The sequence below is a fragment of the Sphingomonas sp. FW306-1B-B10E genome, assembly GCF_058782005.1.
The window spans coordinates 100,244-125,385 of sequence record NZ_JBYSXG010000005.1; the positions used below are offsets into that span (position 1 = coordinate 100,244).

The 25,142-nt window shown below is 67.4% G+C and carries 17 protein-coding genes; 10 read left to right on the forward strand and 7 right to left on the reverse strand.

What is annotated here, in order from left to right; genetic code table 11:
• Window positions 1-11: 11 nt before the first annotated feature.
• On the reverse strand, window positions 12-749 hold the full coding sequence (locus AC3WJI_RS03590; RefSeq protein WP_492755873.1) for a GntR family transcriptional regulator: 738 nt from the start codon (window positions 747-749) through the stop codon (window positions 12-14).
• Between the two features lie 316 nt (window positions 750-1,065).
• Between AC3WJI_RS03590 and AC3WJI_RS03595 the strand changes: the two genes are divergently transcribed.
• The 7 genes from AC3WJI_RS03595 to AC3WJI_RS03625 all read left to right on the forward strand — a co-directional run bounded on the left by AC3WJI_RS03595 (window position 1,066) and on the right by AC3WJI_RS03625 (window position 14,724).
• Complete coding sequence (locus AC3WJI_RS03595) at window positions 1,066-2,925, forward strand: glycoside hydrolase family 2 protein (protein WP_492755874.1); 1,860 nt, start codon at window positions 1,066-1,068, stop codon at window positions 2,923-2,925.
• Entirely contained in the window at window positions 2,814-3,644 is an 831-nt protein-coding gene (locus AC3WJI_RS03600; RefSeq protein WP_492755875.1) for a glycoside hydrolase family 2 protein, read from the forward strand. The genes AC3WJI_RS03595 and AC3WJI_RS03600 overlap by 112 nt, the downstream gene beginning before the upstream one ends.
• Complete coding sequence (locus AC3WJI_RS03605; protein WP_492755876.1) at window positions 3,641-6,202, forward strand: glycoside hydrolase family 3 C-terminal domain-containing protein; 2,562 nt, start codon at window positions 3,641-3,643, stop codon at window positions 6,200-6,202. Before AC3WJI_RS03600 ends, AC3WJI_RS03605 begins: the two co-directional genes overlap by 4 nt.
• A gap of 38 nt (window positions 6,203-6,240) precedes the next feature.
• A complete protein-coding gene (locus AC3WJI_RS03610; protein ID WP_492755891.1) occupies window positions 6,241-8,511 on the forward strand; it encodes a GH92 family glycosyl hydrolase in 2,271 nt (756 codons plus the stop codon).
• A 10-nt stretch (window positions 8,512-8,521) separates the two neighbouring features.
• Window positions 8,522-10,435, forward strand: coding sequence for an alpha-L-fucosidase (locus AC3WJI_RS03615; RefSeq protein ID WP_492755877.1), 1,914 nt, complete (start codon window positions 8,522-8,524; stop codon window positions 10,433-10,435).
• A gap of 226 nt (window positions 10,436-10,661) precedes the next feature.
• Window positions 10,662-11,660 (forward strand): glycosylasparaginase, encoded by a 999-nt coding sequence (locus tag AC3WJI_RS03620; RefSeq protein WP_492755878.1) that lies wholly within the window; start codon window positions 10,662-10,664, stop codon window positions 11,658-11,660.
• A gap of 25 nt (window positions 11,661-11,685) precedes the next feature.
• Window positions 11,686-14,724, forward strand: coding sequence for a TonB-dependent receptor domain-containing protein (locus AC3WJI_RS03625; protein ID WP_492755879.1), 3,039 nt, complete (start codon window positions 11,686-11,688; stop codon window positions 14,722-14,724).
• Between the two features lie 70 nt (window positions 14,725-14,794).
• Here the strand turns inward: AC3WJI_RS03625 and AC3WJI_RS03630 are convergent, their stop codons facing one another.
• Complete coding sequence (locus AC3WJI_RS03630; protein ID WP_492755880.1) at window positions 14,795-15,907, reverse strand: LLM class flavin-dependent oxidoreductase; 1,113 nt, start codon at window positions 15,905-15,907, stop codon at window positions 14,795-14,797.
• 23 nt (window positions 15,908-15,930) lie between these two features.
• On the opposite strand from AC3WJI_RS03630, the gene AC3WJI_RS03635 reads away from it, so the two are divergent.
• A complete protein-coding gene (locus AC3WJI_RS03635) occupies window positions 15,931-17,019 on the forward strand; it encodes a Gfo/Idh/MocA family protein (RefSeq protein ID WP_492755881.1) in 1,089 nt (362 codons plus the stop codon).
• A gap of 139 nt (window positions 17,020-17,158) precedes the next feature.
• On the opposite strand, the gene AC3WJI_RS03640 is transcribed toward AC3WJI_RS03635, so the two are convergent.
• The 4 genes from AC3WJI_RS03640 to AC3WJI_RS03655 all read right to left on the reverse strand — a co-directional run bounded on the left by AC3WJI_RS03640 (window position 17,159) and on the right by AC3WJI_RS03655 (window position 23,256).
• Window positions 17,159-18,382, reverse strand: coding sequence for an MFS transporter (locus AC3WJI_RS03640; protein ID WP_492755882.1), 1,224 nt, complete (start codon window positions 18,380-18,382; stop codon window positions 17,159-17,161).
• The gene (locus tag AC3WJI_RS03645; protein WP_492755883.1) at window positions 18,363-20,621 is read right to left on the reverse strand and encodes a TonB-dependent receptor; all 2,259 of its coding nucleotides are present in this window, start codon (window positions 20,619-20,621) and stop codon (window positions 18,363-18,365) included. The genes AC3WJI_RS03640 and AC3WJI_RS03645 overlap by 20 nt, the downstream gene beginning before the upstream one ends.
• A 42-nt stretch (window positions 20,622-20,663) precedes the next feature.
• Window positions 20,664-22,256: a sulfatase family protein gene (locus tag AC3WJI_RS03650; RefSeq protein WP_492755884.1), complete on the reverse strand. Its 1,593-nt coding sequence runs from the start codon at window positions 22,254-22,256 to the stop codon at window positions 20,664-20,666.
• A 73-nt stretch (window positions 22,257-22,329) separates the two neighbouring features.
• Window positions 22,330-23,256: a LysR family transcriptional regulator gene (locus tag AC3WJI_RS03655; protein WP_492755885.1), complete on the reverse strand. Its 927-nt coding sequence runs from the start codon at window positions 23,254-23,256 to the stop codon at window positions 22,330-22,332.
• 90 nt (window positions 23,257-23,346) lie between these two features.
• On the opposite strand from AC3WJI_RS03655, the gene AC3WJI_RS03660 reads away from it, so the two are divergent.
• Both AC3WJI_RS03660 and AC3WJI_RS03665 read left to right on the forward strand, forming a co-directional pair.
• A complete protein-coding gene (locus AC3WJI_RS03660; protein ID WP_492755886.1) occupies window positions 23,347-24,207 on the forward strand; it encodes an aldo/keto reductase family oxidoreductase in 861 nt (286 codons plus the stop codon).
• A gap of 56 nt (window positions 24,208-24,263) precedes the next feature.
• Window positions 24,264-24,509, forward strand: a complete 246-nt coding sequence (locus AC3WJI_RS03665; RefSeq protein WP_492755887.1) for a glutaredoxin domain-containing protein — start codon at window positions 24,264-24,266, stop codon at window positions 24,507-24,509.
• 10 nt (window positions 24,510-24,519) lie between these two features.
• Here the strand turns inward: AC3WJI_RS03665 and AC3WJI_RS03670 are convergent.
• The coding region (locus tag AC3WJI_RS03670; RefSeq protein WP_492755888.1) for a tetratricopeptide repeat protein at window positions 24,520-25,142 on the reverse strand (623 nt) is incomplete at its 5' end.

Below are 25,142 nucleotides of genomic sequence, written 5' to 3' on the forward strand. Positions count from 1 at the left end.
CCCAACTGATACTAGAGGTCGCTGAGCTCGGCGACGAAGTCATAGGCGTCGCCGCGATAATAGGACCGCGTGACTTCGGCGGGCCGGCCGTCGCGCAGGAAGGCGCGGCGCTCGATCAGCAGTCCGGGATGGCCGGGATCGACGCCGAGCATCTTGGCGTGCTCGCTGCCGAAGGGCACCGCGCGCAGCCGCTGCAGCGCGCGCACCGGGCGATTGCCGGCCTTTTCGAGCGCATCGTACAGCGAGTCCTGCACGACCTCGACCGAGGCGAGGCAATATCCGGCGATCGTCGAGAATTCGAGCGCCATCGCCTCGTCATCGGCATAGCGGATGCGCGCGAAGCGCAGCACCGGCGCGCCGGGCGACAGGCCGAGCATCATCGCCTCTTCGGGGTTCACTTTGCCGGGCGCGCGCGAGATCCAGCTGCTGCTCGCCTTGCGCCCGCGCGCGGCCATGTCCTCGGTGAAGGAGGACAGCTTGGAGAAGCTCTTCTCGACCCGCCCCGTGACGAAGGTGCCGGCGCCGCGGCGGCGGGTCAGCAGGCCTTCCTCGACCAGCCCGACGATCGCCTTCCGAACGGTGATCCGCGCGACATCATATTCTGTGGCGAGGTCGCGCTCCGGCGGAATCGCATTGCCGGCGGTCAAGACGTCCGAGCCGATCGCGTCGCGGATGAGTTGCTGAAGCTGGAGGTAGAGCGGGGACGGATTGTCCGCGCGGAAACGCCCCACCTGGTCCGAAAAAGCCATCAAATCTCCCCTACGGTGCCCTGCAGCCGTCGCCCCGGGTTGATGACAACGCTATCGCAACGAGCTGGATCGGGCAATGGCATGGCAATGGATTCATATTGGTATGTGGCTCTTGGGGCAATGTCACAGGGCCGTTGAGCCTGCGCGTTTATGCAGCGAGCAGATTGCCGAACCCGCCTATTGTGCCGCAGGACCCATATTGGTTACATCGCCGTGCGCCGAGCCTTTGCGGCGTCAGTGGAGTGAGCGAATGCAGTCTGTCGGAGTTCGCCAAGCAGATCGCCCTCGCCGGCGCGCCGCCCGATCGCTTGCTCTATTGCCCCTGCTCCTCGCGAGCGTTGCCGCAACGGCTTCGCCGCGCGATGCGCTGTCGCTCGACGGCGCATGGGAAGTGCGGATCGATCCGGTCGATGCCGACAAGGTCAAGGCGCACCCCAAAGAGGCGAAGTGGTTCCCCGCCCGCGTTCCCGGCAGCGTCCAGCAGGATTTGATCGCCGCCAAGCGCGTCCCCGATCCGTTCAAAGGCATCAACGAAGCGCCGATCCAATGGGCGGGGCTGACCAATTGGCAGTTCCGCAAAGTCATCGACGTGACCCCGGCGATGCTCGCGCGCGACCATGTCGAACTGGTGTTCGACGGGCTCGACACCTTCGCCACGGTGACGCTCAACGGCAGGCAAGTGCTGACGACCGACAACGCGCATCGCCGCTGGCGAATCGACGCCAAGGCGGCGCTCAGGGCCGGGCGCAACGAGCTGATCGTCCGCATCGCATCCCCGATCGCGACGCTCCAGCCGATGGTGCTCGCCGAGGCCAATCCGCTGCCGGGCGAATATGATTCGGCGTTCGGCGACGAGCCCAAGGGCAAGCAGACCTCGCCCTATATCCGCAAACCCAAATATCATTACAGCTGGGATTGGGGTCCGCGCCTGGTCAATATCGGCGTGTGGCGGCCGGTGCGGCTCGAGGCGTGGGACGAAGCGCGGATCGACAATTTCCGCGTCGACCAGGAAGCGCTCAACGACAGCGAGGCGCGGCTGGTCGCGCGCTGGCGGATCGTTGCGGGCGCGCCCGCCAATGTCACGGTGCGTGCCCGCGTCACCGGACCTGACGGCAAGCAGGTCGAAGTCAGCCGCATCGCCAGCCTCGCCGCGGGCGAGAATTGGGTAAGCGCGCCGCTGACCGTCGCCAGCCCGCAGCGCTGGTGGCCGGTCGGCTATGGCGCGCAGCCGCTCTACGCCGTCGAGGCGACGCTCGACGCAGGCGGCGCGACCGAGGACCGGGTCACCCAGAAGATCGGGCTGCGCACCACCGAATTCATCCGCAAGGACGGCAGCTTCGGCTTTCGGATCAACGGCGTGCCGGTCTTCGCCAAGGGCGCCAACCTGATCCCGTTCGACAATTTTCCGTCGCGCGTCCCCGAGGCGCAGATCCGCCAGATCCTCGAAAGCGCGCGCGACGCCAACATGAACATGATCCGCGTCTGGGGCGGCGGCTATTATCTCGACGACGCCTTCTACCGGATCGCCGACGAGATGGGGCTGATGATCTGGCAGGACTTCATGTTTGGCGGATCGGTCACCCCGCCCGATGCGGCCTATCGCGAGAATGTCCGCATCGAGGCCGAGCAGCAGGTCGAGCGGCTCCAGCCGCATGCGTCGCTGGTCGGCTGGTCGGGCGGCAACGAAGTGCTGTCGGGCTGGGAGAATTGGTCCGATCGCAAGGCGTTCAAGAAGCGGGGGGGGGGGGGGGCGCCGACGCGCAGGAGCGGATCGGCGCGGGCATGGCGGTGCTGTTCGACCGCGTCCTGCGCGAGGCGGTCACCAAGCACGCGCCCGGCACACCCTATTGGCCCGGCTCGCCCTCGGCCGATTATGACGGCCCGACCGACACCGACAAGGACGGCGACCGCCATTTCTGGGACGTCTGGTCGGGGTCGAAGCCGGTCGAGCGCTATCTCGACAGCTGCCCGCGCTTCATGTCCGAATATGGCTTCCAGGGCATGCCCGATCTGTCGACGATCCGCGACTTCGCGGGGAAGGGTGCGCTTGCGATCGACAGCCCGGTGCTCAAGGCGCACCAGAAGTTCCTGGCGGGCGAGGGCAATGCGCGCCTCCGGCTCTATCTCGACCAGCGCCTGCGCAAGCCGACCGACTTCGCCGATCTGGTCTACCTGACCCAGGTCAACCAGGCGCAGGCGATCGACATGGCGGCGCGGCACCACCGCGGCTGCCGCCCGGTGACTCTGGGCTCACTATACTGGCAGCTCAACGACACCTGGCCGGGCATCTCCTGGGCGAGCGTGGATTATTACGGCCAGTGGAAGTTGCTGCACTATGCCGCGCGCCGTTTCTTCGCCCCGCAGGCGATCCTTACGGAGCACAAGGACGGATCGACGCGCGTCGCCCTGGCCTCCGATGCGACGACGCCGATCGCGGCCGAGTGGCGCATCCGGGCGTTCGATATGGCTGGTAAGCCGCTCGGCGCCAGGGGCTCGGCGGTGACGCTCGCCCCGCTCGGTGCACAGGAGGCGGCGAGCATTGCCGACGCTGACCTGTTCGCCGGTGCCGATGCCGGCGCGAGCTATGCGGTCGCCGAGCTGCTGATCGACGGGCGCAGCGTATCGCGGGTAATCGTCGAGCGCGCGTTGCCCAAGGACATGCTCTATCCCGCGCCGGCGCTGACCGCGCGCTGGGAGGGCAAGCGCGTGACGATCACGGCGGGGGCGCTCGCCCGCGCGGTGATGCTCGATTTCGGCGCTCTCGCGGCGCAGCCGAGCGACGACGGCTTTGACCTCCTCCCCGGCGAAAGCGCGACGATCGAGGTCCGCTCGGACGCCTCCGCCGCCGCGCTCAAGCGCGCCCTCACTCTTCGGACCCTGGGGCCGCAATCATGATCCTGCCGTTCCTGCTCGCCGGCGCCGAGCCCGATCCCGATGCGGTCGCCAAGGCGATCGCCTCGATGACGCTCGAGGAGAAGGCCGCGCAGCTCCAGAGCACCGCGCCCGCCGACAAGGAAGCCGGCATCCCGGCCTATGACTGGTGGAACGAGGGCCTGCATGGGCTCGCGCGCAACGGATATGCCACCGTCTTCCCCCAGGCGATCGGGCTTGCCGCGACCTGGGACACGGCGCTGATGCAGCGCGTCGGCGACGTGGTCGCGACCGAGGCGCGCGCCAAGTTCAACGCGCGGCCGATCGGTGCCGACCGGCAGATTTATGAGGGGCTGACGATCTGGTCGCCCAACATCAACATCTTCCGCGATCCGCGTTGGGGGCGGGGGCAGGAGACCTATGGCGAGGACCCGTACCTCACCGGCCACCTCGGCGTCGCCTTCATTCAGGGGCTGCAAGGGCCCGACCCGGCGCACCCCAAGGTCATCGCCACGCCCAAGCATTTCGCGGTGCACAGCGGCCCCGAGGCCGGCCGCGACGGCTTCGACGTCGATCCGAGCCCGCAGGATCTGGAATCGACTTATTTCCCCGCGTTCCGCCTCGCGGTGACCGAGGGCAAGGCGCGCTCGCTGATGTGCGCCTACAATTCGATCCACGGCGTTCCCGCCTGCGCATTGCCCTCGCTGATGATCGACCGGCTGCGCGGCGACTGGGGCTTTACCGGCGTCACCGTCTCGGATTGCGACGCGGTCGCCAATGTCCACCTGTTCCATCACTATCGTCTCGATAGTGCAGGCGCGGCCGCGGCGGCGCTCAAGGGCGGCAACGATCTCAATTGCGGAAACACCTTCGCGGCCTTGCCGCAGGCGGTGAAGCGCGGGCTGGTGACCGAGGCTGAGATCGACACCTCGCTCGCCCGCGCGCTCTCCGCCCGCCAGGCGCTCGGCACCTTGTTCGGCGCCGACAGCCCGTGGAACCGGATCGCGCCGAGCGCCGTCGGCACGCCGGCCAACCGCGCGCTCGCGCTCGAAGCTGCGCGCAAGGCGATCGTGCTGCTCAAGAACGAAAAGGGCCAGTTGCCGCTCGTCAAGGGCAGCCGCATCGCAGTGATCGGGGCCGATGCCGACGACCTCAATGTGCTCGAAGCCAATTATCACGGCACCGCCAGGGATCCGGTGACCCCGCTCGAGGGTATCCGCCGCCAGTTCGGCGCGCAGAATGTCCGCTACGCCCAGGGCTCGCTGCTCGCCGACGGCGCGCCGGTGGTGGTGCCCGAGACCGCGTTCGCCGCCGACGGCAAGCCGGGACTCAAGGCCGAATATTTCGCGAGCAGCACGGTGAGCGGAACGCCCGCATTGGTGCGCCAGGATCGCCGGATCGACTTCAACTATACTCGCGTCGCGCCGGCAGCCGGGCTCGACGCCAAGGGCTTCGCGGTGCGCTGGACCGGCGCGCTCGTGCCGCCGGGGCCGGGGCGCTACACCCTGGCGCTCGACATCCCGGCCTGCTGGAAGGATTGCACCCAGCACGACGCGGTGCGGCTGTGGATCGACGGCAAGCCGCTCCACCAGGGGCCGCTCGGCAAGGGCCGGGTCGAACTTCCGTTCGTCAGCGACGGGCGCCGTCACGATTTCCGGCTCGAGCTCGACCATTTCGGCGAGGACGAGGGGCTGCGGCTGCTATGGCTCCCGCCGGCCCAGCCACTGCTCGATCAGGCCGTCGCGACGGCGCGCGATTCGGACGTGGTCGTCGCCGTGCTCGGCCTGTCGCCCGATCTCGAGGGCGAGGCGCTCCAGGTCACCGTCCCAGGCTTCGTCGGCGGCGACCGTACCGACATCGCCCTGCCGCTCGTCCAGCAGCGGCTGCTCCAGGCGCTGCGCGACACCGGCAAGCCTGTGGTGCTGGTGCTGACCAACGGCAGCGCCGTCGCGGTCGATCCCGCGATGGCCGACGCGATCCTCACTGCTTGGTATCCGGGCGAGGCGGGCGGCACTGCGATCGCCGAGACGCTGGCGGGGATCAACAATCCCTCAGGGCGCCTGCCGGTCACCTTTTACAAGTCGGCGTCGGATCTGCCCGCGTTCGTCGATTACGGGATGAAGGAGCGCACCTACCGCTTCTTCACCGGCACGCCGCTCTGGGGTTTCGGGCACGGGCTGAGCTATACCGAGTTCGCCTATCGCGCGCTCTCCACCAAGGGCGCACGCACCGACGCGCCGGTCGAGGTCCGCGTCACTGTCCGCAACAGCGGCGCGCGGGCAGGGGAGGAGGTCGTTCAGGCCTATCTCATCCCGCCCGCGGTGAAGGGCGGATCGTTCACTAGTCCCGTGCTCCAGCGCCAGCTCGTCGGCTTCCGCCGCGTCGCGCTCGCGCCGGGCAAGGCGCAGACGCTCAGCTTCACCCTCGACTCGCGCAGCATCAGCAGCGTCGCGCGTGACGGTACGCGGCGCGTGGTGCCGGGCGCCTATCGCCTGTGGGTGGGCGGCGGCCAGCCCGGCGACGGGCCCGGCCAATGGGCTGACTTCACGCTGAGCGGCGAAGCGCAGGAACTGCCCAAGTGACCACGCGCCGCCAGCTGCTCGCCTCCACTGCCTTCGGCATGGCGGCCATCGCGCTGCCGGCCCGCGCGCGCACGCCGTTTCGGCTCGCCGAGCCCAATCTGTTCATCGGCACCGGCGGCACCGGCCACACCTATCCCGGCGCGACCGTGCCGTTCGGGATGGTGCAGTTGAGCCCTGACACCGGGGTCGAGCGCTGGGAGACCTGCTCGGGCTATCATCGTGGCGACAGCTCGATCCTCGGCTTCTCGCACACCCATTTGTCGGGCACCGGCATCGGCGACATGCTCGATGTCCTCGTCGTGCCCGGCACCGGACCGGTCCGGCTTCAATCAGGCGAGGCCGACAAGCCCGGCAGCGGGTATCGCCAGCGTTTCGCCGACGAACATGCCGAGCCGGGCTATTATCGCGTGCGGCTGGAGAATGGCGTCGCCGCCGAATTGACCGTCACCGAACGCACCGGCTGGCACCGTTATAGCTTCCCGAAGGGCGCCGGGCATTTGCTGGTCGACCTCTCGCATCTGGTCGCCGACCGCCCCGGCGCGCGGCCGCTGATCGACGAGGCGATGCTCGCGTTCGACGAGGAGGGCACGCTTACCGGCACGCGGCGCATGTTCCGCTGGGCCAAGGGCCGGCGGATCTTCTTCGCGATGCAATTTTCGCGAAGGCCCGATCGCGTCACTCTGATCGGCGACGGCGATGTCGCGCAGCCCGCCGGATCGACGCGGGTCGCCGGCAAGCGGCTCAAGGCGGTGCTCCATTATGACGATGCTGGTACGGTGATGATCCGCTGCGGCATCTCGGCGGTCGACGTCGCAGGCGCGCGAAACAACCTGCAGGCCGAGACCTCGCACTGGGACTTCGATCGCGTGCGCAGCGTCGCGGCGGACTATTGGCGCGGCGCGCTAGACACGGTGCGCGTTGAAGGTGGCACCGAAGATCAGCGGACGATCCTGGCCTCGGCGCTGTACCACGCGCAGGTTGCGCCGACCCTGATTTCGGACGTCGATGGCCGCTACCCGGGTCTCGACGGCAAGGTGCAACATGCGCCCGCCGACGGTGCTGCCTATAGCAGCTACTCGCTATGGGACACCTATCGCGCGCTGCACCCGCTGCTCACCCTGGTCGCGCCTGAGCGAACCAAGCAATTGATCGACGACCTGATCCGCCAGACCGCGCAATCGCCATTCGGGCCCTTGGTATGGCCGCTGCAGGGCAAGGAGACCGGCACGATGATCGGCTGGCATGGCGTGGTGCCGCTGGCCGAGGCGCATGCCAAGGGCATCGAGGCGGATTACGCCGCCGCCTGGCCGGCGATCCGCAAGCGCAGCTTCGACTTCGCCGCGCCCGACAAGGAGAATAGCCGTGGCCGCGATCTTTACGACCGGCTCGGCTATGTCCCCGCGGACAAGGTCAACGAGAGCGTCAGCCGGACGCAGGAATATGCCTATGACGATTGGGCATCGGCACGGCTTGCGCGCGCGGCAGGGGCGGGCGCAGACGCCGAGAGGCTGCGCAAGCGCTCGGGCAATTGGCGCAATGTCATCGATGCCGGGATCGGCTTCGCCCGTCCGCGCTTCGCCGATGGCAGTTGGTGGAAGAACTACGATCCGATCCAGCTCGGCCATATGCCCACGCCTGACTGGCGTGATTATACCGAGGCGAATGGCTGGCAGGCGACCGTGCTCAACCAGCACGATATCTACGGCCTGATCGCGCATCTCGGCGGCGACGCCAAGTTCGAGGCCAAGCTCGACGCCCTCTTCAACGCGCCCTCGACCCTGCCCGCCAACGCACCGCCCGACATTTCCGGGCTGGTCGGCCAATATGCGCATGGCAACGAGCCCGACCAGCATGCGCCCTATCTCTATGCCTATGCCGGCGCGCCGTGGAAGACCCAGGCGATGGTGCGGCGGCTGTGCGTCGAGATGTACAAGAACGATCCCGACGGGATCATCGGCAATGACGATTGCGGCCAGATGAGCGCCTGGTTCGTTTTCTCGGCGCTCGGGCTGTACCCGGTCGACCCGGTCGAGGCCGCCTATGTTTTCGGCTCACCCTTGTTCGAGCGTGCCGAGCTGCGCGTCGGGGAAGGGCGCCGGCTGGTGATCGAGGCGCCGGGCAACCGCCCCGACACGCCCTATGTCGCTGCGGTGCGCTGGAACGGCCGCCCCTGGACGCGCAGCTGGATCCCGCATGCCGAGCTGATCAAGGGCGGCACCTTGCGCTTCACCATGTCGCGCACGCCCAATCGCGCCTTTGGCCGCGCGGCTGCCGACCGGCCGCCGTCGTTCGGCCGCACTCCCGCTTGATGAGGACCAAATGACCGAGCTTTCGCGGCGCACATTGATCGCAACCGGGCTCGCCGCGAGCGCGCTCCCCGCCACGCCCTCGTTCGCCCAGGCCGCGGCGCCCAGGCCGTTCGGCGCGGTGCCGAGCCCGCGCCAGTGGCGCTGGCACGGCCGCGAGCGCTACGCCTTCGTCCATTTCTCGATCAACACCTTCACCGACAAGGAATGGGGCTATGGCGACGAGAGCCCCAAGCTGTTCGATCCCAGCGACTTCGATGCCGACCAGATCGTCGCGGCGGTCAAGGCGGGCGGGCTCGAAGGGCTGATCCTCACCGCCAAGCATCATGACGGCTTCTGCCTGTGGCCGACCCGGCTCACCGAGCATTGCATCCGCAACAGCCCGTACAAGCAGGGCAAGGGCGATATCGTCCGCGAGATGGCCGACGCGTGCAAGCGCGCGAAGCTGCCCTTCGGGCTCTATCTCTCGCCCTGGGACCGCAATCATGCCGAATATGGCCGGCCCGCCTATGTCGATTACTACCGTGCGCAGCTGACCGAGCTCTGCACGCGCTACGGCGAGCTGTTCGAGGTCTGGTTCGACGGCGCCAATGGCGGCGACGGCTATTATGGCGGCGCGCGCGAGGCGCGGAAGATCGATGCGCCGCGTTACTATGACTGGCCGTCGATCGTGGCGCTGGTCCACAAGCTCCAGCCGAACGCCTGCACCTTCGATCCGCTCGGCGCCGACATTCGCTGGGTGGGCAATGAGGACGGCGTCGCCGGCGACCCGTGCTGGCCGACGATGCCGAACCACCCCTATGTTCAGAGCGAGGGCAATTCGGGGGTGCGCGGCGGTGCCTTGTGGTGGCCGGCGGAAACCGACGTCTCGATCCGCCCGGGCTGGTTCTACCATTCCGACGAGGATTCAAAGGTCAAGAGCCCCGAGCGGCTGATCCGGCTGTACGACGAATCGGTGGGGCGGGGGACCAATCTCAACCTCAATATTCCCCCCGATCGCCGCGGCCGCATCCCCGATCAGGACGTGCGCGTCCTCAAATCGTTCGGCGATGCGATCCGCGCGACCTTCGCCCGCGACCTCGCAAAGGGCGCCGTCGCCCATGCCAGCCACAGCCGCCCGGGCTTCGCGCCGGCGCGCGTGCTCGACGGCGATCGCGAGACCTATTGGACCAGTCCCGAGGGAGTGACCGCGCCGGTGCTGACGCTCGATCTCAAGCCGGGGACGCGCTTCGACGTGATCCGTCTCCGCGAATATCTGCCGCTCGGGGTGCGCGTCACCCGCTTCGCGGTCGATGCCGAGATCGACGGCACATGGCGGACGCTCGCCGAGCAGGAATGCATCTCGGCGCAGCGGATCATCCGGCTGCTCGCGCCGGTCGCGGCGCGGCGCGTGCGGCTGCGCATCATCGAGGCCCCGGCGACTCCGGCGATCAGCGAATTCGCCTTGTTCCGCTCGGTCGCGCCGGTGCCGGTGCCGGCGATCGTGTCGAGCGATTCCTCGGTGCTCGACGTGACGCGCTGGCGGATCGTCAAGGCGAGCGCAACCGGCGCGGAAAAGCTGCTCGATAACGACGCGGCGAGCGTCTGGGTGCTGCCCGCGCCGAGCGCATCCACACCGGCCAGCGTCACGATCGACCTCGGCAAGTCCGAGCGACTCGCCGGGTTCAGCCTCACGCCGTCGCGGCACGTGATGTCCAAGGCGTCGCCGCCTAAGCACTATATCGCCGAGACCAGCGCCGACGGGAACAGCTGGCAGCCCGCGGCGACGGGCGAATTCAGCAACATCGCTTATGCGCTGTCGACTCAGCGCGTTCCCTTCGCGACGCCACGCGCCGCACGCTATCTGCGCCTCAGCTTCGACGAGACCGCGTTGCCTGAGCCACGCCTGGCGATCGCTGGGATCGGCGGATTCACCGTCAAGCCATAGCCGCACAGCTGCTGATCGAAGGATACGTCCGTGACCCCCTGTGGGGTCGCGGCGATCTGCGTTGCGTGCAAACCATTGGTCCTATCGCAGTCACATTTTCATAAAACCAATTTTGTTTTTGGTATTGAAATTATGTTTCACCTGTGAGAATTGTGTTTCAGCAATGTGGCACCCGCCACGTCTGCCAACGGGCGCCGCCGGAAGCGGCGATCGAAAGGGATCGGGGATGGAGACTTCGCGTCGAGGAGCGATCGGACTGGGCCTTGCCGGCTTGACTGCCGCCGCGCCTGCGATCGCCGAACCCAAGGCTGCTTCGCGCGCCTTGTTCGTCTCCACCTGGGATTTCGGCGCCGCCGCCAACGCTGCGGCCTATGCGCGCTGGAAGGCGCGGGGCACGTTGCTCGACGCGCTCGAAGCCGGCGCCCAGGTTCCCGAATCCGATCCGACCAACCATTCGGTCGGCTATGGCGGCTATCCCGATCGCGACGGCCATGTGACGCTCGACGCGATCCTGATGGACGATGCCGGCAACATGGGCGCGGTCGCCGCGCTCGAGGACATGATGCACCCGATCTCGGTCGCGCGCCGGGTGATGGAAAAGACCCCGCACACGATGCTGGTGGGCGAGGGCGCGCGCCAGTTCGCGCTTGCCGAGGGCTTCAAGGCGGTGAAGCTGCTCACCCCCGAGGCCGAGGCGGCGTGGCGCGAGTGGCTCAAGACCGCAAAATACCAGCCGATCGCCAATAGCGAGAACCAGCGTGGCTCGGCGCTCGATCACGATACGATCGGCATGCTCGCCTGCGGGCCGGACGGCCGCCTCGCGGGCGCCTGCACGACTTCGGGAATGGCGTTCAAGCTGCGCGGCCGGATCGGCGATTCGCCCCAGGCGGGCTGCGGACTGTTTGTCGAGAAGGGCGTCGGCGGCGCCACCGCGACCGGCGTCGGCGAGGAAGTCACCCGCATCGCCGGCACCGCGCGCGTCGTCGCGTCGATGCGCGCCGGCATGTCGCCTGCCGCCGCCTGCCGCGAAGCGGTGCTCCACATCGCGCAACTGCGCGGCGACGCGGTCAAGGACGCGCAGGTCGGCTTTCTCGCGATCGACACGCGCGGCGAAGTCGGCGCCTTCGCGCTCCAGCCAGGATTTACCTTCGCGGTCACCGACCTCGAAGGCCGCACGGAAGTACGCGCCGCGGAGAGCCTCAAAGGGCCACGCGGCACGAAATAAGGTTCAGGGTCACAAGGAAATGCACATGAAGAAGTTGAATGCGTTGCTGTTGGCGTCGACCTGCGTGGCGGGGGTCTTTGCGATGCCTGCCATGGCCCAGGATGAAGGCAATCAGGTAACGGCCGCCGCCGCGACGCCCGCGGACGACAACGCCGACAGCGGCGAAGTCGTGGTCACCGGCAGCCGCATTACGCGTCCCAATGCTGCGGCAGCATCGCCGATCACTTCGGTCACTTCGGATTCGATCCGCGCCCAGGCCGCAGTCAACATCGAGGAAGTGCTCAACCGCATCCCGTCGATCGCACCGGACAGCCAGCAGAACTACCAGGATTCGGACGGCCGCCAGCGCATCAAGCTGCGCAACCTCGGCTTCGAGCGTACCCTGATCCTCGTCGACGGCAAGCGCCTCGGCACGATGAACGGCCTCGACGCCAACATGATCCCGACGTCGCTGATCTCGCGCGTCGACGTCCTCACCGGCGGCGCCTCGGCAGTCTACGGCTCGGACGCCGTCGCCGGCGTCGTCAACTTCATCCTGGACAATAATTTCGAAGGCTTTCAGGCGAACGCGAACTACAATTTCTACGCGCACCAGAACAAGCCGGGCCTGATCTCGCAGGTCGCCAGCCAGTACGGCTTCGCCCAGCCGAACCACAATTTCGTCACCGATGGCGGCCGCGTCGATCTCTCGCTGACCGCCGGCAAGAAGCTGTTCGACGATCGCTTCCACATCTCGGGCTATGTCAATTATCGCAAGGCGGATCTCGTGCCGTTCGGCGCGCGCGAGACCTCGGGCTGCCAGCTGACCGAGACCGTCAAGGACGGCCCGCTGAGCTGCACGGTCTCGACCTATACCCGCACGGGCTATGTCTCGCCGCGCAGCGGTCCGAACAACGGCAACGTTTACGTCAACAACCCGGACGGCACGCGCAGCTTTGTGCCCTATTCGACCGGCGTTGCCGAGAATCCGTATGACGGCTATTCGTTCCAGCGCCGGGACGAGCGCTGGAATGCCGGCGGCTTTGCCTCGTTCGAGATCTCGGACGCTGCCGAACTCTATTCGAGCGTGATGTGGTTCCGCGACAAGTCGGCCAACGTTTATCCGGCACGCGTCTTCAGCTCGACCAACTATGACAATGGCCCGTATTTGGTAAGCTGCGCCAATCCGTTCCTGTCGGCATCGCAGGCGACGACGATCTGCGGCGCGAACGCGGGCACCGCCACCACCGTACCGATCGAGCTGCGCACGCGCCTGACCGGGGTTCCCGATCTCGAGGACCGTTATCTCAACCAGGGCACCCGCATCACCGGCGGCGTCCGCGGCCAGTTCGCGCAGGGCTGGAGCTACGATTTGGGCGGCGTCTATGCCCGCAACAAGATGGACACCAGCTGGTCGGCGGGCCCGACCTATGCCCGGGTCAACAACGCGCTCAACACGGTCAACAACGGCGGCGTGATCTCTTGCGTCAACGATGTCGCGAATGGCTGCGTGCCCTTCGATCCGTTCAGCGCAGGCTCGACGGTCAACAACACCACGTTGTTCAACTATCTGATTCAGAACACCTACGGCACGTCGACCACGACCAACACGCTCTACAACGGGATCCTCACCGTCCAGGGCGACCTCGGCACCTACGGCATCAAGAGCCCGTGGGCGGAGGAGGGCCTCGCGATCGCGCTCAACGCCGAATATCGCGAGGATCAGCTCAAGAGCCACGCCGACGAGATCTGGCGCACGACGATCAGCGACGACGCCGATCGCTATCTCTCCCAGCATGTCTGGGAAGGCAGCGTCGAGCTCCAGGCGCCGATCGTCCAGCACAAGCCGTTCGCCGATCTGCTCCAGCTCAACGGCGCCTATCGCCTGTCGAAGTACAGCAGCAACCCGGACAAGTTCTCGACCTGGAAGGCCGAGGCGATCTGGGCGCCGATCCCGGACATCACCTTCCGCGGCTCGATCAACCGCGCCCAGCGCGCACCGACCGTGGTCGAGGCGTTCCAGGGCTCGAACTCGAGCTATGGCCGGATCACCACCGCGTATAACGACATCTGCGCACCGACGATCGTCAGCACGTCGATCGATCCGGTGACCGGGCGTCCGGTCAACGTCTATGGCGCCCCGACCGCATCGCGCGAGGCATGCGCCGCCACCGGTCTGGCCAGCAATCTGTACGGCAGCGCGACCCTGCTTTGCCCGACCGATGTCGGCTGCACCTATCGGGCCGGCGGCTTTACCGTCGATCCCGAGACTGCATACACCAAGACCTTCGGTGTCGTGCTCAAGCCGCGCTTCCTGCCGGGGCTGGTCGTGTCGGCCGATCGCTTCATGATCGATCTCAACGACTCGATCGGCTACAACGACTACGCCTATTTCTCGCAGGGCTGCGCCCAGACTGCCGACGCGTTCTTCTGCAGCATGTTCGTCCGCAACGCCGACGGCACGCTGTACAGCAACCCGACCGGCAATCCGGCGACCGGCTTCATCCGCCAGGGCACGACCAACTATTATAAGAGCAAGTCGTATGGCTGGGACTTCCAGGGGCAGTACGCACTGCCGCTTGGCAGCGCCGGCAAGCTGGACTTCGACTTCTCGGGTTCGCTGACCACCCTGGCGGGTGCGCAGGACGCCTCGTTCCTGGCCCAGCGCAACTGCGCGGGCTATTTCGGCGGCGCCGGTTGTGGCCAGTTCATCCCGAAGTGGACGCACAACCTGCGCGGCACCTGGACGACCGCGGACCAGTTCTTCAGCGCGTCGCTGAATTGGCGCCACCTCGGCCCGCTGACCCGGACGTCGAACTCGGGTGAGACCAGCCTCGGCGCGACCCCGGACTCGGTGCGGACGACCTTCTACCGGATCGACGCCTATGATTATTTCGATCTGGCTTTGAGCTTCCGCGTCCAGAAGGGCTTCTCGTTCCGCGTCGCGGCGAACAACCTGCTCGACAAGACCCCGCCGATCCTGCCGAACTCGTACGATATCGGCCTGTCGCGCGCGAACACGATCTCGGCCCGCTACGACTCGCTGGGCCGCCAGATCGCTATCGGCACCACGATCGACTTCTAACCCCTGACCCTCGGCCCCGAGGGTCTCCCCAAATGGGCCCGCCTCCTCACGGAGGCGGGCTCTTTTTTGTTCAGAGGGTGGCCAGTGGACCGTGGTCCAGCCGCGGCAGCACGTGGCGCGCGAACAGATCGGCTTCGGCGATGTGCGGATAGCCCGACAGGATGAACGCCTCGATCCCTAGTGCGCGATAGGCGTTCAGCTTGGCGAGCACCTGGTCCGGATCGCCGACGATCGCTGCGCCGCAGCCCGAGCGGGCGCGGCCGATCCCGGTCCATAGATTGTCCTCGACATAGCCGTCGCCGCTGGACGCGTCGCGCAACTCGGCCTGGCGGCGCACGCCCGCCGATTGGGCGTCAAGCGAGCGCGCGCGGATGGCGTCGCCCTGGGCCGCGTCGAGCTTCGACAACAGCCGGTCGGCGGCGGCACGCGCCTCGGCCTCGGTCTCCCGCACGACGACATGGACGCGGTAGCCGAAGCGCAGCGTGCGACCGCGCGCCTGCGCACGGCGGCGCAGGTCGGTGACGATGTCCGCCACCGCTTCCATGCGATCGGGCCACATCAGATAGACGTCGGCGCCCTCGGCGGCGGCTTCGCGCGCATCCTCGGACAAGCCGCCGAAATAGAGCAGGGGGGCGCGGCCGGAGATGGTGGTGATCCGCGGCGGATCGAGCTTGAGCTGCCAGAACTCACCCTGGTGGTCGAGCGGCTTGCCGTCGAGCAGGGTCTTGAGGATGTGCATCGCCTCGATCGTGCGGCGGTAGCGTGGGCCGGAGGGCAGGGTCTCGCCCGGCAGGTCCGACGAGATGACGTTCACCGTCAGCCGGCCGCCGAGGATCCGGTCGATCGTCGCGATCTGGCGGGCGAGCTGGGGCGGCCAGCTCTCGCCGATGCGCACTGCCATCAGCAAGCGCAGGCGCTGGAGCAGCGGCGCCACCGCGGCGGCGAAGGCGGTGGTGTCGATGCCGAGCGCATAGCCCGAGGGGAGCAGGAGGTTGTCATAGCCACCGGTCTCGGCCGCCAGCGCGATGTCGCGGCAATGCTCCCAGCTCGACTGGAGGCGCGGGTCGGGCTGGCCGAGGAACTCGTAATCGTCGTCGCACAGCGCGGAAAACCAGCTGACCTCGCATGGCGAAAGCCGATCTTTCTTGCCCGCGGTGCGGCTTTGGGGATTGGCTTCGGGCATATTCAGGTCCTTTGGAGCACAAAATGGAATCGCGGATCCGCTACGGCCTTGTCGGCACGGGAATGATGGGGCTCGAGCATATCCGCAACCTCGCGATCACGCCCGGCGCCGAGCTGGTCGCCATCGCCGATCCGGAAAGCCGCTCGCTTGATTGGGCGGTGCAGGCGCTCGGCGACAAGGCGAATGCGGTGGCGCGCTATCCCGATGCGGCGGCGCTCGCCGGCCATGCCGGGCTCGACGCGGTGATCGTCGCCAGCCCGAACTACACGCATCGGCAGGTGGTCGAGCCGCTGTTCGACGCGGGGCTTCACATCCTGTGCGAAAAGCCGCTCGCCACGACGGTTGCGGACGCGCGCTGGATCGCCGAGCGCGCGGCGCAGCATTCGGCTGTGTTCTGGACGGCAATGGAATATCGCTACATGCCGCCGGTCGCCGCACTGATCGAAGGCGTGCACAATGGTGCGGTCGGCAAGCTGCGCATGCTGGCGATGCGCGAGCACCGCTTTCCCTTCCTCGTCAAGGTCGGCGACTGGAACCGCTTCGCGCGCAACACCGGCGGCACGATGGTCGAGAAATGCTGCCATTTCTTCGACCTGATGCGCTTCATCGTCCGGTCGGAACCGGTACGCGTGTTCTGCTCGGGCGGGCAGGACGTGAACCATCTCGACGAGCGTTATGACGGCGCGCGGCCCGACATCGTCGACAACAGCTATACGGTCGTCGACTTCGCCGACGGCACCCGCGCAATGCTCGATCTGTGCATGTTCGCCGATGGTGCCGAGGAGCAGGAGGAGATCGTCGCGACCGGCGATGTGGCGCGGCTCGACGTCAGCATCCCCGGCAGCGTGCTCACCCTGTCGCCGCGGGTCGGCTTCGGCAATGCCAAGCGGCCCGAGCGGCGCACGGTCGCTGTCGACCCCGCGGCGCTGGCGGCCGGATCGCATCACGGCTCGACCTTCTACCAGCATCAGGCGTTCGCGCGGGCGGTGCGCGGCGAGGGGCCGGTCGAAGTCACCGCCGAGGATGGGCTGCGGGCGGTGGCGATCGGCGTCGCGGCCGAGATCAGCCTGCGCGAGCATCGCGTGGTGACGATCGAGGAGGTGCTGGCTTAGCAGAGCGCTTAGAAGCCCATTTACCTGTTCCCCGGCGAAGGCCGGGGCCCAGCTTCTGCGAACCCGGCGAGCGCGGATAGCCCTCTCGAACTGCATTGGAACTGGGCCCCGGCCTTCGCCGGGGAACATTGCGGACAAACTACGCACTTCGCGGCAAGATCAGGCGAACCAGCGCCACGCCGGTCAGGTACGAAAAGGCCGCGATCCAGAACATCGGCGCATAGCCATGGCCGTTGTCTAGCGACCAGCCGGCGAGCTCGAGGATCGCCATGCCTGCAAGGTTGCCGGCAAAGGCGCCGATCCCGATCACCGACCCTACGCGTGACGCCGGGAAGAGGTCGGTGGCGAGCCCGAAGACGTTGGTCGAGAAGCCTTGATGCGCGAACAGCGCGAGCCCGAGCAGCAATGCCGCCGCCCAGGCGTTTCCGGCGACGAGCACCAGCGGCACCGGCAGCACGAGCAAGGCGTAGACCAGCAGCGTCGTCAGCCGGCTGCGCTCGAGCGACCAGCCGCGCGCGAGCAGCATACCGGGCAGCCAGCCGCCGGTTATCGCGCCAAGCGCTGCCAGCCCGTAAGCCAGCGCCACCGGCGCGCCGAGCGCGCCTTGGGCAAGCCCGAACTGGCGGTGGAACAGGTCCGGAGTCCAGAACAGCAGGAACCACCAGACCTGGTCGCTGAGTATCTTGGCGACCGCGACAGCCAGCGTGCGCCGGTCGCGCAGCAGCCTCGCCCAGGGCTCGCCAATCTCCGCCGCTCGCGCTGGTGCCGGCGGCGCGACGCGCAGCCACGCGATCACCCACACCAGACCGAGCCCGCCGGCGATCAGGAAGCTCGCCCGCCACCCGACCGCCAGCGCCAGCGCCGGGATCAGCAGCGGCGTCAGGATCGCGCCGAAATTGGGTGCGGTATTGCCGATCCCGAGCGCGCGCGAGCGCTCTCGGGCCGGGAAATAGGTCGCCGCCGATTTGACCGCGGCGGGAGTGCCGATCGATTCGGCCGCGCCGAGCGCCGCGCGCGCGACGACGAACTGCGTCACCGTCGCGGCGACGGCGTGCGCCATCCCGGCGAGGCTCCACAGCGCCACGCCGATCCCGAAGCCGCGGCGGATTCCAACTCGGTCGATGAACCAGCCGGCGCCGAGGAACGCGACCGCCGCGGCGAACTGGAAGGCCGAGGCCATGTGCGCATAGTCGCGATCGGACCAATGGAACTCGGCCTGCAAGGTCGGCTTGAGCAGCGCGAGGATCTGCCGGTCGACATAATTGAGCATGATCGCGACGAAGACGAGGCCGAGGATCACCCAACGACCCTCGGCGCCCTTGTCGTCCGCTGCCGCCGCCGGCTCAGAAGCGGGTGCGGGCATTGATACCGAAATAGCGGTCATTGTCGCGCGGCACGAAGCGGACCACGCCCGCGGTGGTGCCGTAGCCGAGATAGTTGGAATAATGGCGGTCGAGGATGTTCTTCACCAGCGCCCGCACCTCCCATTTGTCGCCGCCGATCAGCGCGACGCTCGCATTCCACAGGCCGTAGCCCGGCTCGATCGTGTCGGGCGTCTGGGTCAGCGAATATTGCGTCGCGCTCTTGTAGCTCGCGTCGCTCTGCAGTTCGACCGAAAGCGCATCCGACAGCGGCAGGCGCAGCGCGGCGCCGCCGCTCAGCTTCCAGTCGGGGGCGAAGGGGAGGGGCTGGCCGTCGATCGAGACGCAGCTTGTCGCGCTCGCCGGGCAGTTGAAGCGCTCGACCTTGGCGTCGGTGCGCGCCACCGCGAAGTTGAGCGTCAGCGCGTCGATCGGGCGGGCGCTAAGATCCGCCTCGATGCCCTTGGTCGAGACGTCGCCGGCGTTGATCAGGCGCGTGACCGGCGCGCCGAGGAAGATGTCCTGGAAGTTCGCCTGAAAGCCCGAATAGTCCGTGCTGTAGGCGGCGATCGCACCAGTCACCCGCCCGCCGAGCGCGCTACCCTTCAGGCCGACTTCGTAGCTGGTCGAGGTCTCGGGATCGAGCGGCGGGGTGTCGAACGCCTGCATGTTGAAATAGACGTTGTACGCCGGGCCCTTATAGCCGCGCGAGAAAGTGAAATAGGCGGTCGCCTGCGGCACGATCGCGTACTGCACGCCGAGCCGGGCGCTGTAATCGAGCCGGTCGGTGCTGCCGTTGCTCTGGTAGGACGGGCGAATGCCCGCCACGCCTGCGGCCGTGTCCGAGACGCGGCGGTGGAAGTAACGGAGCTTGTCGTAGATCAGCCGGCCGCCGGCGATGAAGGTGAGCCCGTCGGTGGCGTGGAGATTGGCCTCGCCGAACAGCGCGTAATTCTCGGCGCGGATGCCGTAATTGGCAACGCCGTTGTTGGTGACCTGCGCGCCGCCGATCAGCTGGGTGACGGTGCGCTCGTAGCGCTCGTCGGTATCGGCCTTGAGCAGATAGGCGCCGATCACATAGTCGATCAACTTGCCCTGCGGCGAGGCGAGGCGCAGCTCCTGCGAGAATTGGTAGAAGTCGACCAGCCCGTCGTCGAAGCCCGCGGGGAAGCCAGCCGCGAGCCTATTACGGCCGTCCCAGTCGGGACGCTGGTGGTTCTTCCACTCGCGATAGGCGGTGATCGACGTCAGCGTGTAGTCGCCCGGGCGATATTCGAGGGTGAGCGAGCCGCCGTAATTCTTGTCGCGCACTTCGCTGTCGAAGGTCGTGTTGACCGTCTTGTTGTCGCGGCTGGCGACGATCCCTTCCTGCGTCATCAGCGTGGCGAGCGCGGGGCTCGGCGTGACGACATTGGTCGGATAGGCGACGCGGTTGGTGCTCGAATAGACGCCCTGCGGGGTGTCGTCGCGATTGTAGAGATAATCGCCGGCGAGGGTGATCGTGACGTCCTCGGTCGGGTCGGCAACGAGCTTGCCGCGCACGCCCCAGCGCTCATAGCCGTTGACCCAATTGCCCGTGCCGAGATTGCGAACATTGCCGCGATACTTCGCATAGAGCCCGCTCAGCGAATAGCCGATCTTGTCCGACAGGGGGCCTGAAAGCCCCACCTTCAGCCGGCCCTCGTCGCCTTCGTAATAGCCGGCCTCGATCGTCCCGGTTTGCGTTTCGGAGGGCCGCTTGGTGACCAGGTTGATCACGCCGGCCGAGGCGTTCTTGCCGAACAAGGTGCCCTGCGGACCGCGCAGCACTTCGAGCCGTTCGAGATCGAGCAGGTCGAGCGTCGCCTGACCCGGGCGGACCAATACGACGCCGTCGATCACCGTCGACACCGAGGATTCGACGCCGGGCGAGGTGGTGATCGTCCCGATGCCGCGGACGAAGACGGTACGGTCCTTGTTCGACTGACCGTTGCGGAAGTCGACCGTCGGGACGACAGTGGCCAAGTCCTGGATGGTATTGAGGTTTCGCGACGCGGCGACGTCGCCGCTCACCACCGAGACGGCGATCGGCACGTCCTGCAGGCTCTCGTTGCGGAAGCGCGCGGTGACGACGACTTCGTTGCTTTCGGCCGTATCGGTTGCCTCGGGCGCCGCGGCAGCCTGCGCCCATGCGGTCGCGGGCAGTGCCGCACTCGCCAGCAGCGTCGTCCCCAACAATCCAGCCCAAACCCGCTTGTTCATCGATCGCCTCCCAGCCTTGATGTGCCGCGGACGTAAATCCTACTATGCTGATCGGGTATGGAGCTTTTGCTTGAGCCAGCCCAAGGCGCGCTTTGCCGGCGGCTCGAGCAAGGAGGGCGGGAAAGCGCCCTGGCCCGGTCCCTTGGGATCGCGCAGCGCGTTGCGCTCGCCGGCATCGCGGGCGAGCGGGATCTGCATGCCCTCGGTACGGTCGAGCAGGTCGAACAACTTGGTGCTCATCTGCTGGGCGAGTTCCTCATGCCCCGGCGCGGCGAGCAGGTTGTTGGTCTCGTGCGGGTCGGCGTGGAGGTCGTAGAGCTCGTCGATGTCCCAGATGCCGTGGAAATGGACATATTTGTAGCGGTCCTCGCGCAGCGCATGGACCGTCGGAGTCTGCGGGAAATTCCGCTCCCAATAATATTCGTAGAGCAGTTCGCTGCGCCACGGCACCTGCTCGCCGCGCGCCAGCGGCAGGAAGCTCTTGCCCTCCATTTCCTTGGGCGGCTCGAGCCCGGCGGCGTCGAGGAAGGTCGGCGCCACGTCGATATTGGCGACCACCTCCTCGACCACGCCGTGGCCGAACGCCGCGGGGCAACGCGCGATCATCGGCACGCGCATCGATTCCTCATACGCGGTGCGCTTGTCGATCAGGCCGTGCTCGCCGAACATGAAGCCGTTGTCGCCCATGTAGAGGATCAGCGTGTCGTCCAGCTCGCCGCGCGCCGCGAGCAGGTCGATGATCCTGGCGAGGCTTTCGTCGACCGCGAGCAGCGTCTCCATGTAGCGCTTGTAATAGGCGCCGATGTCGAGCTTCGAGTGATAGGCATAGTCGACGCCGTGCCAGCTGTTGCGCTGGTCCTGCACCCAGCGCGGGCGACCACGCGCGGCCTCGCCGCTCGGGGCCATCGTCGCGGGATAGCGGAAGGTCTCGTGCTCGTAGCGGCCGGCGTGGCGCTCGGCGGGGATGAACTCGGCATGGACCGCCTTGTGGCTGAGATACAGCATCCAGGGCTTGTCCTTAGGCCGCTTCTCCAGCCAGTCGGCGGCGTAGTCGGTGAGCTCGTCGGTGATATAGCCCTTTTGCGGCACGCGCTTGCCGTCGACGTTGAGCCCGTCGGCGCTGGGCAGATAGGTGCCCTGGCCCTTGAAGCTCACCCAATGGTCGAAGCCGGGCTGGGGATCGTCGCCTTCCTGACCCATATGCCATTTGCCGACGAATGCCGTGTCGTAGCCGGCAGCCTTCAGATATTCCGGGAAGAAGATCAGGTTCGGGTCGATCGCATGGTTGTTGTCGACCACTCGGTGCTGGTGCGCATAGAGCCCGGTCAGAATCGACGCGCGTGACGGCGAGCAAAGCGCCGTGGTGACGAACGCGTTCTTGAAGTGCACGCCTTCGCGCGCGAGCCGGTCGAGCGTCGGGGTCTCACCGAAGCTCTGCGCCTTCATGAACCCCATCGCGTCGTAGCGGTGGTCGTCGGTGAGCACGATCAGGATGTTGCGCGGGCGCGCCTTGGGCCGGCGGGGCAGCGCGAGTTGGCGCTTGGCGCGGCGCGACTGCGCCTCGGCCTGCCATGAGAACAGCCCGAAGGCCGATCCGCTGCCTGCCAGCAGCACCCCACGCCGTGTCACATCCATCTCGCTCTCCCTTTGGCGATCCGGTCATTCCCACTTCTTCGGTGGGGAAACAAACCAACTTCGGCTATCGCGGTTACAAGTCGAACTCCGCCGTGCCGCCGGCGGGCGCCTTCAGGAAATCGATGAATGCCCGCAGCGGCGGCGGCACCAGCCGGCGGCCCGAATAATAAAGGAACGGGCCCGAGAACGGCTGCCACCAGTCCTCGATCACCGGTTCCAGCGCGCCGCTGGCCAGATGCGGGCGAAGCCAGCCTTCGAACAGATGGACGATGCCGGTGCCGGCAAGCGCCATGTCGACGATAAGGTCGGCGCCCGCGCCGATGCGCACCACCAGCGGCCCGTCGGGCTCGATACGGACGATCTCGTCTTCGCGCTCGAATTCCCACGGGCCGGCGATCGCCCCGCTCGCGAAGCGGCCGCGCAGGCAGGCGTGATCGAGCAGGTCGCGCGGGTGCGCCGGACGGCCACGGCGCTCCAGATAGGCCGGTGCCGCGGCGGTGGCGAAGCATTGGGTGCGCGGGCCGATCGGGATGGCGATCATGTCCTGTTCCAGCCGTTCGTCATAGCGCACGCCCGCGTCGCAGCCCGATGCCAGCACGTCGACGAAGCTGTCCTCCGCGATGATCTCCACCTGGATGCCGGGATAGGCCGCGAGGAACCCCGGCAGGATCGCGGGCAGCACGAGCCGCGTCACGCTCACCGGCACGTTGAGGCGTAGCGTGCCGGTGGGGCCGTCGCGAAAGCTGGTCACGACGTCGAGCGCCGCCTCGACTTCGCCGAGCGCGGGGCCCAGCCGGTCGATCAGCCGCGCGCCGGCCTCGGTCGGTGTGACGCTGCGGGTCGTTCGGTGAAGCAGGCGGACGCTCAGCCGCGTCTCCAGCCGGCGCACCGCCTCGCTGAGGCTCGACGCGCTGGCGCCGCTGATCCGCGCGGCCTCCCGGAAACCGCGCGCCTGCGCCACCGCGAGAAACGCATTCAGGTCGCCGAGATCGGGAGTCATTGTTCGAGAATCCGTACAGCCTGTGCGGATCGTGTCGGATTATCGGATCAGTATCCAGCGCCTATTTGATGCCGAGCGAAGGAGACGAGCATGCAGACGATCGATCGAGCAGGCAGCTTCAATCTGGGTGGCCGCACCGTGAAGCGGCTTGGCTATGGCGCAATGCAGCTTGCCGGACCCGGCGTGTTCGGGCCGCCGCGCGACCGCGACGCGGCGCTCGCCGTCCTGCGCGCGGCGGTGGCGGCCGGCGTCGACCATATCGACACGTCGGACTTTTACGGTCCGCACATCACCAACCAGCTCATCCGCGAGGCGCTGGCGCCCTATGGCGAGGACCTGGTGATCGTCACCAAGATCGGTGCGCGCCGCGGCGAAGATGCCTCATGGCTTCCGGCCTTCGGCCCGGACGATCTCGCGCGGGCCGTGGAGGACAATCTGCGCAATCTAGGGCTCGAGACGCTCGAAGTCGTCAATTTGCGGGTGATGTTCGACGTGCACGGGCCGGCCGAAGGATCGATCGCCGCGCCGCTCAGGGCATTGGCAGATCTCCAGCGCCAGGGCCTCGTCCGCCATATCGGGCTCAGCAACGTGACCGCCGCGCAGGTCGAGGAGGGGCGCGGACTCGCCGAGATCGTCTGCGTGCAGAACCAATATAATCTCGCGCATCGCGGCGACGATGCGCTGATCGACGCGCTGGCCGAGGACGGGATCGCCTATGTTCCCTTCTTCCCGCTCGGCGGCTTCAGCCCGCTGCAGTCCGAGACCTTGTCGCAAGTGGCGGCCAAGGTCGGCGCGACGCCGATGCAGGTCGCGCTGGCGTGGCTGTTGCGGCGGTCGCCCAACATCCTGCTGATCCCCGGCACCTCCTCAGTCGATCATCTTCGCGAGAATCTCGCGGCGGCGTCGCTGGAGCTGTCCGACGAGGTCTTTGACGAGCTCAATGATATCTGAGCTTGGGCGAAAGCGCGCGCCGGGCGTTGATGTTTCCTTCAGTTGGAGGAGGCCCGATGCCCGACGACCGCCGCGCGACGCTCTACCGGATGGTCTTGCCGGACCATGTTTGTCCCTTCGGCGTTCGCGCGCGATCGCTGCTCGTCGAGAACGGCTATGAGGTCGACGATCGGCTGCTGCAGTCGCGCGAGGAAGTCGAGGCGATCAAGGCGGAGCATGGCCTCCAAACGACCCCGCTAGTGTTCATCGGCGAGCAGCGGATCGGCGGCTGCGACGATCTCGAGCGTTTCCTGTGCGGCTAGCGCGCCCTGCTCAGTCGATCAGGGCGGCGTAGCGCGGGTCGAGTTCGACTGCGCGCGCGGCGTCGGCATCGGCACCGCGACTGTCGCCGCGTTCGCGGCGCAGGAGGCTGCGCGCATAATAGTTGCGCGCGGCGTGCGGCGCGTAGCGAACGGCGCGGTCGAGATCTGCACTGGCCTGCTCGACGTCGCCGCGGCGCTGGTGGAGGAGCCCGCGGTTGAGATAGGCAAAGGCGGCGCGGGGCTGCAGCTTCACCGCCTGATCGAGCGCCGCCAGCGCGCCGTTCAAGTCGCCGCGCCGGGCCTGCGCCAATCCGTCCGAGACGCGTTGCGCCGCCTCACCCGCCGGGCCCTTGGCGTCGGTGTCGACGAGGCGGCCGCAACCGGCCATGCCCGGCTCGGGATCGTTGACGGTACAGGCATTCCAGTCGCCGCGCCGCGCGGTTGCGATTCCCGCGTTCGATGCGATCCCGGCAACCCTTTGCGCGCGCGCCTCGGCTCTGCCCACGTTGACGCCGGGCTTTGCCGCGAACCGTGGCGCCGCGCGCGACGACGCGACGCGACTGCCCGTGACCACGATCGACGCAGCGTCCTCTGCAATCACGGGCTCAGGGGCTGGGGGCGCGGGTGCAGGCG